Genomic DNA, 13,786 nt, shown 5'->3' with positions numbered 1-13,786 from the left:
ACTCTGTAACTATGTCATTAATTTACTAAAACTTTAGTGGTTAAAAAGGATTAGCTGTGTTTAAGCTTGCTCATAATGGGAATGTTTTACTCGATGTAAATAAACACCCGCCTCCAAGTGCTACATTTGTTATTGAAGCAATAGAAATGTCTAAATTTTGCGACTGTAAAATTGATTACGACGCAATTAATGCATTCTTCAAAGATAAAAGTGCAGAGCCAGTACTTATCGTCGCGACCAAATACGATGCAAAGTTAGAGGTTGTCATCAGTGATGATAAAATGATGGCTACTGGCGAGCTTACCGTCGCGCAAGGCGGTGATTTCCTCAGCCTTGATGATGCAAAAAAACAGCTAGTCAAAGCAGGTATAGTTCGTGGTTATAAGCAAGCATATTTAGAACAACTATTACAAAAGCAATTTACTGCTAAAGCAGGTGAGGTTGTGCAGGGTATTTTGGCTCAAGGCCGCCTGCCCAGTGATGGCTTAGCAACTAAACTCGTTACCAAAGTAAGAACCTTAAAAGACCATCTAAAAACCCCAAAGTTAAAAGAAGATGGCAGCGTTGATATGCGTGACTTTGGTAAAATGGCAAGTGTTGAGCCTGGTGCGGTACTTATACGCCAGCAACCCGCAACTCCAGGAAAAGAAGGCTTTACTGTACTTGGCGATATACTACCAGCGAAACCGGGTGACAATAAACAACTTGTTGCCGGTGAGGGTACCGAGATCTCTAAACTTAACCCTCTAGAGTTAGTATCAACCATATCAGGTGTGCCTATTGAAATTACTAACGGAATGCGCGTAGACGATATTTTTACTATTCCCGATGTCAACGTTAAAAGCGGTCATATTGATTTTGAAGGCAGTGTGATTGTTACTCGAAATATAGAACCTGGAATGAAAGTAACCGCCAAAGGTGATATTACAATATTTGGTACTGTTGAATCTGGTGAGTTAACGGCCGGCGGTAATATTACTGTTAAGCAAGGCGTTATTGGGCATCAAAAATCTGACGACAAATCGCTTTCGTGTAAGCTTATATGTGAAGGCGACATTCATGTATCACACTCACAATATTGCTATTTAGAAGCTGCAAATATTTTTATTGAGCGACAAACTAGCCACTGTATTATGAAGGCACGTCATGCTCTTAAGGTGGGTCAACCAGATTTACCTAAAGGTAAGATATTTGGCGGCGAGATTTTAGACGCGACAACATTAATTGCTGGTGAAATTGGCAACGAATCGGGTGCTAAAATGGTTATTAATTTAGCAAGCTCCGGCGGTGATATTACTGCTGAAACTGACGAGTGCTTTAAAGAGCTTGCTAAAACGGAGCAGCAATTAGACTCCTTACAACCTGCATTAGAAAAAGCAGACTTGCTTAAAGATCCAGAAAGAAAAAACGAACTTATCAATAAAATTGGTGCTACTCAGTTACATCTATGTCAACAAGCAGAGCAATATGAAAGGCAACTCTCATCATTAGAGAATAACCTTCATGAATTACTTACAAATACACACTTAATCGTCAATACAGTTTTACATTCAGGTGTGGAAATACATATTTTTGATAAAGTTCTTAAAACAAACCGTAATTACCCACCTTGCACAATAAAACTGATGAATAACAAAGTAGAAGTTGAGTTTAAAACATCGTGAATATAGAGTGCTAAAAGCAGCACTCTTATATCTTTCATTAGAGTATACCGTCAACACTTGCATGTGTTTGTGTTGACCATACTCCAACTTGAACTTGTCCAATATGTTCCTTTTGCAGCAATAACATAGCCAAACGTGATTGCCCAATACCTCCACCAATAGTTTGTGGAAACTGACTTTTTAATAATGCCTTATGCCAATCCAATTGCAGGCGGTCATCATCTCCTGTAATCCTCAACTGAGTTTTTAGTATCTCGGGGCTTACACGAATCCCCATTGAAGATATCTCAAAGGAATCTTCCAGTATTGGATTCCATACTAAAATATCACCATTGAGCCCTATATATTGTTCGCTCGTTGGTGTAGACCAATCGTCATAATCAGGCGCTCTTACATCGTGAATTTGACCATCGCCTAATTGACCGCCAATCCCAATTAAAAATACAGCACCATATTTTTTTGCTATTGCTTTTTCGCGATTTTTAGCCGTAAGGTCAGGGTATATTTTACGAAGCTCTTCACTGTGCACAAATTGAATATCACTTGGTAAAAAAGGGTCAAGTGAAAAGTGTTCGCTAACAAATTGCTCTGTTTCTTTTATGCCTTTATAAATTGATTCAACTGTACGTTTGAGGGTAGTTAAAGAACGTTCTGTTGATTCACAAATTACCTTTTCCCAATCCCACTGATCAACGTAAACCGAGTGGATAGGACTTAGCGACTCTTCATCAGGGCGCAGTGCCTTCATTTGAGTGTAAAGGCCTTCACCTTTACTAAATCCATACTCGCCTAACGTTTTACGTTTCCACTTTGCTAGCGAATGCACAACTTCGTATTGGCTATCGGCAATCGCTTTTACATTTACTGCTACAGCGTTTTCATGACCGCTTAAATTATCTTGTGTGCCATCACCTACTTTTGCAAGAATAGGTGCCTGCACTTCGACTAGCCCTAACTGTTTTTCCAATTGCCGTGAAAAAAATTGCTTTACGCTGCTTATTTGCAACTGCTGCTGCACATAGTGTGAACTCATAATAATTGGCCTCATTCCCAGTTATTGTTACTTACTTTATTTTTAATAACGCACCTAATAGATGCTGCTAATGAAGTTACTGTAACGATTTAAACTTTTAATTCAATAACCCATAATAAAAATAGCTTTAATGTGTTAATTCGACTAATTTACAGGGTATAAAAATGTGAATTCACTAATTTAAATAAGAAAAAATAATGGAAAATTATCAAATCGATAATCTCGATAAACAGATACTTCACGCTTTAATGGAAAACGCCCGTACAGCTTATGCAGAATTAGCTAAACGTTTTAACGTAAGTGCCGGTACTATTCATGTGCGTGTAGAAAAATTAAAACAAGCAGGAATTATCACAGGCACCCAATTAAGTATAAATACAAAGCAACTTGGCTATGACGTTTGCTGTTTTATTGGTATTAATTTAAATAATGCACGCGATTACCCTGAAACACTCATTAAACTCGAAGCGCTTGAAGAAGTTGTTGAAGCCTATTACACCACCGGTAATTACAGCATTTTTATTAAAGTAATGGCTAAATCAATCGACCACTTACAGGATGTATTAATAAATAAAATTCAAGCGATAGAAGCTATTCAGTCCACCGAGACACTTATTTCTCTACAAAACCCAATTAGCCGCACAGTGATGCCTTAGTACATAAAATTTCGTATAATTAACAAAAAAGAGGATCACCATGCAGCAAAATCGCTATCAACGAATTAAAGACGTCTTATCGCGTCGCCAAACCGACTTAACCGTGTGCCTAGAAGACGTGCACAAACACCATAACCTATCGGCTATTGTAAGAAGTGCAGATGCAGTGGGTTGCCACCATGTACATGCTGTATGGCCTGAAAACCAAAAATGGCTAACTAATAACACCTCTGGCGGGAGTAAAAATTGGCTGGAAACCCACCTTCATAAAAACATTGATGATGCCGTAACCATGATGCGACAGCACAACCCAAATGTACAAATATTAGCCACGCACCTGAGCGAAGATGCCGTTGATTTTAGAGAAATAGATTACACAAAACCCACAGCAATTATTGTTGGGCAAGAAAAAACAGGGATCTCAGCACAAGCCCTTAAGCATGCCGATCAAAACATAATTATCCCTATGCAAGGCATGGTGCAATCTCTTAATGTTTCTGTGGCTGCAGCACTCATTTTATTTGAAGCACAACATCAACGCGAAAAGGCAGGGCTATATAACCGTAATATGTTGAGCGAAGATATAAAACACCCTATGTATTTTGAAGGCTACCACCCCGTTATAGCTAAACAATGCCGTATAAAAAAACTACCTTACCCGCCACTCGATGAAGAAGGTGAAATAATTGCTGACGATGAATTTTGGCACGCCTTAAAACATGCTTGATGCTTAGCGAGCCTGTGAGTACACTTAACTCATTCACAAATAAAAAGATTTGAGCCTACATTGTCTAAACCTAGCTTAAACCAATACCCCATTACGGAACTTAAAGGGGTCGGACCCAAAATGGCCGAACGCCTTTTAAAGCTAGGTATTAAAAACGTGCAAGACATGCTCTTTCACTTACCGCTTAGGTACGAAGATAGAACCCGTATTTATTCCATCAACGAACTGTCATTACACAGCCACGTGAGCATTGAAGCCACAATAGAAACAAGCCAGATCACATTTGGCAAAAGACGTATGCTCGTTGTGCAAGTAAATGATAATACAGGGAGGCTCACACTTAGGTTTTTTAATTTCAGTGCAGCACAAAAAAATGCATTAAGCCCTGGAAAAATAATACGTTGCTTCGGCGAAGTTCGCCGCGGGCGTGTTGGCTTTGAAATGAGCCATCCAGAATACAGTTTAAGTGATACACCAAATGAGCAACCAACAGCTTCAACATTAACGCCAGTATACCCAACAACAGATGGTTTAAAGCAATTATCTATTAGGGCCCTAAGTGAACAAGCTGTAGAGCTGCTTAATAAATACTCTGTTGAAGAACTGTTACCCGTGCAATGGCAACCTTCTCAACTTGCACTAGCTGATGCCTTATTGTTGCTTCATCGCCCACCTAGTGATATCGACGTTAATGAACTAGAGCAAGGCACACACCCTGCTCAGCAGCGTTTAGTATTTGAAGAATTACTTGCACAAAACCTAAGCTTATTAAAAGTAAGAGAGCAAGGACAGCAAGCAAAAGCTGTGTCTCTAAGTTCTACAAATAAATTAGAGCCTCAATTTTTATCACAATTGCCTTTTGCGCCAACCAATGCACAAAATCGTGTTGTGTCAGAAATTAAAGTTGATCTAGCATCTCCTTATCCTATGATGCGCCTAGTTCAAGGCGATGTAGGCTCTGGCAAAACCTTAGTTGCGGCATTAAGCGCATTAACAGCAATAGCTCAAGGGTTTCAAGTAGCTTTAATGGCACCTACTGAAATACTAGCAGAGCAGCATGGTATAAGTTTCACATCATGGTTTAAACAATTAGGCATAGACGTAGCATGGCTTGGTGGAAAAACAAAAGGTAAAGAACGTACAGCAACACTAGAAAAGATTGCCTCTGGTGAAGCACAAATGATTGTAGGTACACATGCTTTATTTCAAGATGAAGTAAAATTTAACAACCTAGTACTTATAATTATTGATGAACAACATCGTTTCGGTGTTCACCAGCGTTTAACACTAAGAGAAAAGGGACAATTTAATGGCTGTTATCCACATCAACTAGTGATGACCGCAACCCCCATTCCACGTACTTTAGCAATGACAGCTTATGCCGACTTAGAAGTCTCAATTATTGATGAGTTACCACCTGGCCGAACACCTATTACTACAGTAGCACTTCCAGACACGCGTCGTGACGATATAATTACTCGCGTTAAATCAGCTTGTAATGAACAAGATCGCCAAGTTTATTGGGTATGCACACTCATTGATGAGTCTGAAGCACTGCAATGCCAAGCAGCTGAAGATAGTGCTGTGCAATTGAAGGAAGCCTTGCCAGATTTAAGTATTGGCTTAGTACACGGACGAATGAAGCCAGCAGAAAAGCAGTCCATCATGGAAGACTTTAAAAAAGGCCTTATACATGTTTTAGTTGCTACAACAGTAATTGAAGTAGGTGTTGACGTACCTAACGCAAGCTTAATCATTATTGAAAACCCAGAGCGCTTAGGTTTAGCACAATTACACCAGTTACGCGGGCGAGTGGGAAGAGGGAGTATTGCCTCCCATTGTGTTCTTTTATACCATGCACCACTTTCGCATACCGCTCAAAAACGCTTGGGTGTACTTAGAGACAGTAACGATGGCTTTGTGATAGCCGAGCGGGATTTAGAAATACGCGGCCCAGGTGAAGTCCTAGGAACTAAGCAAACAGGCTTAGCAGAATTTAAAATTGCTGATTTAACCCGAGATAAACAAACTCTAAATCAAGTAAGACCCATTGCACAACAGATGTTAAGTCAATACCCTCAATATGTAGATCAACTCATTCAACGCTGGTTGGGCAATAAAACAAACTACGCACAAGCATAACCCCATTATACTTATTCCAACATCACTCTAGGTTATTAAATTTCTGGGATCTTGAGCTAATTAAATATAGTTTTAGCGTCGGGAGTCGCTACGCTTGCCCGAACTGCGTATTAGGTAGTGGGTGCGTGTGCATTACTTTTGTATATCTTACTTTTCTGCAGATGTAAAAAAGCCGCTTCATTTCTGAAGCAGCTTTCTCGTATTTGAAGTCGGTGCGCTACGCAGTAGAATGTCATGGTGCCCACAGCGGTAAAAAGTCACATAGCAAATGGGATGCTACGTTGTGCCTGTCGCCTTTTGCGGGGCTTGCCTTCGCGCTGTTTTGTGTCGCTACTGAGTTCGGCATGGGGTCTTGGCTTTTACTAAACCCCAGACAGCAAAAAACCCGTCACATTGCTGTAACGGGTTTCTCTTATTTGAAGCCTGGTAATGTCCTACTTTCACATAGCAAATGCTACACTATCATCGGCGCTGTTTCGTTTCACTACTGAGTTCGGCATGGGATCAGGTGGGTCCAAAACGCTATTGTCACCAAGCAAATTTGGTTGTTAATCCGTATTCCTACGCACTAACTGAATTTGGAAAATATCTGATAATATTTTTTAAGTCTTTTTTAAGTAATATCTACTTTAGTCATTAACTTCTGTCTTAACTGTCACACAAAACGCGTTTGGCGTTGTATGGTTAAGCCTCACGGGTAATTAGTACAAGTTAGCTTAATGGCTCACACCACTTCCACATCTTGCCTATCAACGTTGTAGTCTTCAACGGCCCTTCAGAGACTTTAAAAGTCTAGTGAGAACTCATCTCGAGGCCTGCTTCGCGCTTAGATGCTTTCAGCGCTTATCAGTTCCGAACGTAGCTACCGGGCAATGCCATTGGCATGACAACCCGAACACCAGCGGTTCGTTCACTCCGGTCCTCTCGTACTAGGAGCAACCCCTCTCAATTCTCAAACGCCCACGGCAGATAGGGACCGAACTGTCTCACGACGTTCTAAACCCAGCTCGCGTACCACTTTAAATGGCGAACAGCCATACCCTTGGGACCGACTTCAGCCCCAGGATGTGATGAGCCGACATCGAGGTGCCAAACACCGCCGTCGATATGAACTCTTGGGCGGTATCAGCCTGTTATCCCCGGAGTACCTTTTATCCGTTGAGCGATGGCCCTTCCATTCAGAACCACCGGATCACTATGACCTACTTTCGTACCTGCTCGACGTGTCTGTCTCGCAGTTAAGCTGGCTTCTACCATTACACTAACCGTACGATGTCCGACCGTACTTAGCCAACCTTCGTGCTCCTCCGTTACTCTTTGGGAGGAGACCGCCCCAGTCAAACTACCCACCAGGCACTGTCCGTAACCCCGATTCAGGGGCCAACGTTAGAACATCAAAACTACAAGGGTGGTATTTCAAGGACGACTCCAACAAGACTAGCGTCTCATCTTCAAAGTCTCCCACCTATCCTACACATGTAGGTTCAATGTTCAGTGCCAAGCTGTAGTAAAGGTTCACGGGGTCTTTCCGTCTAGCCGCGGGTACACAGCATCTTCACTGCGATTTCAATTTCACTGAGTCTCGGGTGGAGACAGCGTGGCCATGGTTACACCATTCGTGCAGGTCGGAACTTACCCGACAAGGAATTTCGCTACCTTAGGACCGTTATAGTTACGGCCGCCGTTTACCGGGGCTTCGATCAAGAGCTTCTCCGAAGATAACCCCATCAATTAACCTTCCGGCACCGGGCAGGTGTCACACCGTATACGTCATCTTGCGATTTTGCACAGTGCTGTGTTTTTAATAAACAGTCCCAGCCACCTGGTCACTGCGGCTCCCGTCCGCTTAGAGAGCAAGTCTCATCACAGATAGGAGCGTACCTTCTCCCGAAGTTACGGTACGATTTTGCCTAGTTCCTTCACCCGAGTTCTCTCAAGCGCCTTAGTATTCTCTACCTGACCACCTGTGTCGGTTTGGGGTACGATTCGGTATAATCTGAAGCTTAGAGGCTTTTCCTGGAAGTATGGCATCAGCAACTTCACTACCGTAGTAGCTCGTCTCGTGTCTCAGGTTTAATGTTCGTCCGGATTTACCTAAACAAACGCCCTACTCACTTTCACATGGACAACCATCGCCATGCTTGCTTAGCCTTCTCCGTCCCCCCATCGCAATTATACCAAGTACGGAAATATTAATCCGTTTCCCATCGACTACGCCTTTCGGCCTCGCCTTAGGGGTCGACTTACCCTACCCTGATTAACATGGGATAGGAACCCTTGGTCTTCCGGCGTGCGGGTTTTTCACCCGCATTATCGTTACTCATGTCAGCATTCGCACTTCTGATACGTCCAGCATACCTCCCGGTACACCTTCAACCGCTTACAGAACGCTCCCCTACCACTCATACAAAGTATGAATCCGCAGCTTCGGTGCATAGTTTAGCCCCGTTACATCTTCCGCGCAGACCGACTCGACCAGTGAGCTATTACGCTTTCTTTAAAGGATGGCTGCTTCTAAGCCAACCTCCTGGCTGTCTGGGCCTTTCCACATCGTTTCCCACTTAACTATGACTTTGGGACCTTAGCTGGCGGTCTGGGTTGTTTCCCTCTTCACGACGGACGTTAGCACCCGCCGTGTGTCTCCCGGATATTACTTTACGGTATTCGGAGTTTGCAAAGGGTTGGTAAGTCGGGATGACCCCCTAGCCTTAACAGTGCTCTACCCCCGTAAGTATTCGTCCGAGGCTCTACCTAAATAGATTTCGGGGAGAACCAGCTATCTCCCGGTTTGATTAGCCTTTCACTCCTAGCCACAGGTCATCCCCTAACTTTTCAACGTTAGTGGGTTCGGTCCTCCAGTTGATGTTACTCAACCTTCAACCTGCCCATGGCTAGATCACCGGGTTTCGGGTCTATACCTTGCAACTATTCGCCCAGTTAAGACTCGGTTTCCCTACGGCTACCCTAATCGGTTAACCTCGCTACAAAATATAAGTCGCTGACCCATTATACAAAAGGTACGCAGTCACAGAACAAGTCTGCTCCTACTGCTTGTACGTACACGGTTTCAGGTTCTATTTCACTCCCCTCACAGGGGTTCTTTTCGCCTTTCCCTCACGGTACTGGTTCACTATCGGTCAGTTGGGAGTATTTAGCCTTAGATGATGGTCCACCTATATTCAGTCAAAGTTTCACGTGCTCCGACCTACTCGATTTCACTTAAAATGTCTTTTCATGTACGGGACTATCACCCTGTATCGTGGCACTTTCCAGAGCCTTCCATTAACACATAATAAGCTTAAGGGCTGTTCCGATTTCGCTCGCCGCTACTTTCGGAATCTCGGTTGATTTCTTTTCCTACGGGTACTTAGATGTTTCAGTTCTCCGCGTTCGCCTCGTTAACCTATGTATTCAGTTAACGATACCTGCAAGCAGGTGGGTTTCCCCATTCGGAAATCCTAGTCTCAAGTGCTTTTTACTAGCTTGACTAGGCTTATCGCAAGTTAATACGTCCTTCATCGCCTCCAACTGCCAAGGCATCCACCGTGTACGCTTAGTCACTTAACCATACAACCCAAACGGGTCTTTGTTTTGTGACAGTTTAACTTCGCCAGAAGTTAATATTGAATACTAAAGTAGATACCAATCAATCGACTCATAAGAGTGATTAAATGGCACTGAATGATACTGCTATCATTCTTTTTTACTTTTGAAAACTCTGTACAAATAACAATGTTATTCATACGAATTTTATTATCAGCTTTTCCAAATTTTTAAAGAGCAAGAGATACAAAAACCTCTCAAAATTAAACACACTCTATTCTCAGGCGATTTAGCTGCCCGATAAAGAATATTTATTTTTAAGAAGTAAAAGTGGTGGAGCTAAGCAGGATCGAACTGCTGACCTCCTGCGTGCAAGGCAGGCGCTCTCCCAGCTGAGCTATAGCCCCACATATGCTGGTCTTATTGTTTAGTTACCGACTTCGTGAAGAAGTGGTGGGTCTGAGTAGATTTGAACTACCGACCTCACCCTTATCAGGGGTGCGCTCTAACCAGCTGAGCTACAGACCCAAACAATAAGTGTTGTTCTCTTTACAATAACAATCATCTGTGTGGACACTACGAACAAATAAGTTCTAAATCGTATAAGGAGGTGATCCAGCCCCAGGTTCCCCTAGGGCTACCTTGTTACGACTTCACCCCAGTCATGAATCACTCCGTGGTAAACGTCCTCCCGAGGGTTAGACTATCTACTTCTGGAGCAACCCACTCCCATGGTGTGACGGGCGGTGTGTACAAGGCCCGGGAACGTATTCACCGCGTCATTCTGATACGCGATTACTAGCGATTCCGACTTCATGGAGTCGAGTTGCAGACTCCAATCCGGACTACGACGCACTTTAAGTGATTCGCTTACCTTCGCAGGTTCGCAGCACTCTGTATGCGCCATTGTAGCACGTGTGTAGCCCTACACGTAAGGGCCATGATGACTTGACGTCGTCCCCACCTTCCTCCGGTTTATCACCGGCAGTCTCCTTAGAGTTCTCAGCATTACCTGCTAGCAACTAAGGATAGGGGTTGCGCTCGTTGCGGGACTTAACCCAACATCTCACAACACGAGCTGACGACAGCCATGCAGCACCTGTATCAGAGTTCCCGAAGGCACCAATCTATCTCTAGAAAGTTCTCTGTATGTCAAGTGTAGGTAAGGTTCTTCGCGTTGCATCGAATTAAACCACATGCTCCACCGCTTGTGCGGGCCCCCGTCAATTCATTTGAGTTTTAACCTTGCGGCCGTACTCCCCAGGCGGTCTACTTAATGCGTTAGCTTTGAAAAACAGAACCGAGGTTCCGAGCTTCTAGTAGACATCGTTTACGGCGTGGACTACCGGGGTATCTAATCCCGTTTGCTCCCCACGCTTTCGTACATGAGCGTCAGTGTTGACCCAGGTGGCTGCCTTCGCCATCGGTATTCCTTCAGATCTCTACGCATTTCACCGCTACACCTGAAATTCTACCACCCTCTATCACACTCTAGTTTGCCAGTTCGAAATGCAGTTCCCAGGTTGAGCCCGGGGCTTTCACATCTCGCTTAACAAACCGCCTGCGTACGCTTTACGCCCAGTAATTCCGATTAACGCTCGCACCCTCCGTATTACCGCGGCTGCTGGCACGGAGTTAGCCGGTGCTTCTTCTGTCAGTAACGTCACAGATGTGAGGTATTAACTCACACCCTTTCCTCCTGACTGAAAGTGCTTTACAACCCGAAGGCCTTCTTCACACACGCGGCATGGCTGCATCAGGCTTTCGCCCATTGTGCAATATTCCCCACTGCTGCCTCCCGTAGGAGTCTGGACCGTGTCTCAGTTCCAGTGTGGCTGATCATCCTCTCAAACCAGCTAGGGATCGTTGCCTTGGTGAGCCATTACCTCACCAACTAGCTAATCCCACTTGGGCCAATCTAAAGGCGAGAGCCGAAGCCCCCTTTGGTCCGTAGACATTATGCGGTATTAGCAGTCGTTTCCAACTGTTGTCCCCCACCTCAAGGCATGTTCCCAAGCATTACTCACCCGTCCGCCGCTCGTCAGCAAAGTAGCAAGCTACTTTCTGTTACCGCTCGACTTGCATGTGTTAGGCCTGCCGCCAGCGTTCAATCTGAGCCATGATCAAACTCTTCAATTAAAAAGTTTTGTGTCTTTCGACAGCTCAATGAATTCTGAATTTATTTAATATCTTTCGATATTGAATTGACTGTGTTGAATAACTACCTAAGTAATTATTCTGTTGGTCACTCAGTTTCAATTGAGACTCTAATTTTTTTGCTTCACTTAGCGAACTAAGCTTGGCTGTTAGAACTCAATCTGTACGAGTGCCCACACAGATGATTGCTTTATATTGTTAAAGAACGTTGCGACGTTGTCGCTAGGGATGCGTATAATACATCCTTTATTTTTCGAGTCAATACTTTGTTTTAAACTTTCTTATGATAATTTAAAACCGAAGTTTTACTTAACTCTCTGAGCCGCTAACACTTTGCTATGCTTCGGCGTTTCCCGTCTCAGTGGGGTCGCATTATAGGGAGATCCGAAAACAGATCAACCCTTTTTTTAGATCTTTTTACTGTTCGAACAAAATTAGAACAAAACCACAAAAAACCATGTTAAAACACGCTTAAATTGATGTTTTTTTACACTGCTTTTTATAATTTCATATAAATATCATTGCTAAGTTCGTTTAAGACGTTAAGATAGCAAGTTCACAATGTTAAATTAATGTTTATTTCCTGTTTATTGGTAGATCTAAAATGAAATTACCCGATCAAAAATCTTTTATCTTTTCTGTTGTTATTGCTGTAGTTGGTTTTGTTATTGTTAAGTTCGCCCTTGGAAGCTTAGAACTTGACCCTGCAATTGTATTTGCTGTTGGCTTATTAATAGGTGGGCTAGTTATTGCTGCTATGTCTTCTGACGTTTTAGAAGAGGCCGAAGTAAAAACTAAAACACTTTACGTTGGTAACCTTCCTTACCGTGCAAACGAAGGTGTTGTTCGTGCTTTGTTTGAAGAGCAAGGTAAAGTATTCAACGTTCGCCTATTAAAGGATAAAAATACAGGCAAACGTCGTGGCTTTGGTTTTGTTGAAATGGCGCAAGCTGATGCAGACAATGCTATTGCTAACTTGAACGATAGTGAGTTCCAACAACGTACTTTAAAAGTTCGTGAAGCAAAACAAAAACAAGAAGATGATTCTAATACGCTTCGAGCTCAGGCGGATCAATCAGTTTAACTAGCTTAACCGCAAGTTTATCGCTGATCACATTAGCCGTTGCATAGTATTGCAATGGCTTTTTTATGCCAGGTATATTTTGTGCTAATAAACCTGACTCAGTTAATAGATAAATAACCCTATTTGCTATTGCTGCACCAGAATCCACCAGCTGAATGCTATTTTTAAAGTGCTCACTAATCTGCTTTGTAAGTATTGGAAAGTGAGTACACCCCAATACAATCACATCTGTTTGCTTTTCAATATTCAAACCTTCAAGTACAGCATGTAATTTATTTGTATCTAAATAGCCATTAAAGAAAAGTAATTCAGCAACGTTTACCAACTCAACACTGCTATATAAGTTAACAGTTACATTACTAGCGTGCTGCGCTATTAACTTTTTTGTATATGAGCTCGCTATTGTGGCAGGTGTTGCCAGTAAAGCAATGTGATTTAAACATGTTAATTCTGCGGCGGGCTTGATTGCTGGTACAACACCAACTATGGGTATATCTGTAATTTTGCGTACAGCACTTAATGCCGATGTGGATGCCGTGTTGCATGCTATTACAATTAAATCGACGTTTAGCTTGTTTGACTTAATGAAATGAATGAGCGAACACAAACGATTAATAATTGTTTGTTGTGTTTGAGCTCCATAAGGTAAGAAAGCATTATCCATAAAATAGCTATATTGAGCATTCGGGATACGTTGCTTTATATGATCAAGTACTGTTGTGCCACCAATCCCTGAATCAAAAACCATTATATGCGCTGACAAACTACCGTTCCTATTAT

Annotated in this window: 7 protein-coding genes, 2 tRNA genes and 3 rRNA genes; 5 read left to right on the top strand and 7 right to left on the bottom strand. The window is 42.8% G+C overall.

Annotated elements, in window-relative coordinates:
* The first annotated feature begins 56 nt into the window (after positions 1-56).
* Positions 57-1,664 carry a DUF342 domain-containing protein gene (locus PS1M3_RS01370; RefSeq protein WP_203985822.1) on the top strand — a complete coding sequence of 536 codons (1,608 nt, stop codon included), beginning with the start codon at positions 57-59 and terminating at the stop codon, positions 1,662-1,664.
* A 37-nt stretch (positions 1,665-1,701) separates the two neighbouring features.
* Here PS1M3_RS01370 and asnA read toward each other — a convergent pair whose 3' ends face one another.
* Entirely contained in the window at positions 1,702-2,697 is a 996-nt protein-coding gene (asnA, locus tag PS1M3_RS01365) for an aspartate--ammonia ligase (protein ID WP_138741026.1), read from the bottom strand.
* A gap of 197 nt (positions 2,698-2,894) precedes the next feature.
* Here asnA and asnC point away from each other — a divergent pair, with 197 nt between their 5' ends.
* The 3 genes from asnC to recG are packed head-to-tail and all read left to right on the top strand — an operon-like array spanning position 2,895 to position 6,222.
* The gene (asnC, locus tag PS1M3_RS01360) at positions 2,895-3,353 is read left to right on the top strand and encodes a transcriptional regulator AsnC (RefSeq protein WP_039038562.1); all 459 of its coding nucleotides are present in this window, start codon (positions 2,895-2,897) and stop codon (positions 3,351-3,353) included.
* A 40-nt stretch (positions 3,354-3,393) separates the two neighbouring features.
* Positions 3,394-4,080, top strand: a complete 687-nt coding sequence (gene trmH / locus PS1M3_RS01355) for a tRNA (guanosine(18)-2'-O)-methyltransferase TrmH (protein WP_138741027.1) — start codon at positions 3,394-3,396, stop codon at positions 4,078-4,080.
* Between the two features lie 60 nt (positions 4,081-4,140).
* Positions 4,141-6,222, top strand: coding sequence for an ATP-dependent DNA helicase RecG (recG, locus tag PS1M3_RS01350; protein ID WP_203985819.1), 2,082 nt, complete (start codon positions 4,141-4,143; stop codon positions 6,220-6,222).
* Between the two features lie 421 nt (positions 6,223-6,643).
* On the opposite strand, the gene rrf is transcribed toward recG, so the two are convergent.
* The 5 genes from rrf to PS1M3_RS01325 form a co-directional block, all read right to left on the bottom strand.
* A 5S ribosomal RNA gene (rrf, locus tag PS1M3_RS01345) occupies positions 6,644-6,758 on the bottom strand.
* 144 nt (positions 6,759-6,902) lie between these two features.
* A 23S ribosomal RNA gene (locus tag PS1M3_RS01340) occupies positions 6,903-9,789 on the bottom strand.
* Positions 9,790-10,096: 307 nt separating this feature from the next.
* Positions 10,097-10,172: transfer RNA gene (locus tag PS1M3_RS01335), tRNA-Ala, on the bottom strand.
* 44 nt (positions 10,173-10,216) lie between these two features.
* A tRNA-Ile gene (locus PS1M3_RS01330) sits at positions 10,217-10,293 on the bottom strand.
* Positions 10,294-10,368: 75 nt separating this feature from the next.
* Positions 10,369-11,904 (bottom strand): 16S ribosomal RNA (locus tag PS1M3_RS01325).
* The 16S, 23S and 5S rRNA genes sit together here with 2 tRNA genes alongside, the layout of an rRNA operon.
* Positions 11,905-12,526: 622 nt before the next feature.
* Here PS1M3_RS01325 and PS1M3_RS01320 point away from each other — a divergent pair.
* Positions 12,527-13,006, top strand: a complete 480-nt coding sequence (locus PS1M3_RS01320) for an RNA-binding protein (protein ID WP_010558141.1) — start codon at positions 12,527-12,529, stop codon at positions 13,004-13,006.
* Here the strand turns inward: PS1M3_RS01320 and murI are convergent.
* Entirely contained in the window at positions 12,969-13,769 is an 801-nt protein-coding gene (gene murI, locus PS1M3_RS01315; RefSeq protein WP_138740673.1) for a glutamate racemase, read from the bottom strand. The genes PS1M3_RS01320 and murI overlap by 38 nt on opposite strands.
* Between the last annotated feature and the right edge of the window lie 17 nt (positions 13,770-13,786).

Source organism: Pseudoalteromonas sp. PS1M3, from assembly GCF_016865405.1.
GTDB lineage: Bacteria > Pseudomonadota > Gammaproteobacteria > Enterobacterales > Alteromonadaceae > Pseudoalteromonas > Pseudoalteromonas marina.
The sequence above is the reverse complement of the archived record's forward strand: the minus strand, read 5'-3'. Positions and strand labels throughout refer to the sequence as shown.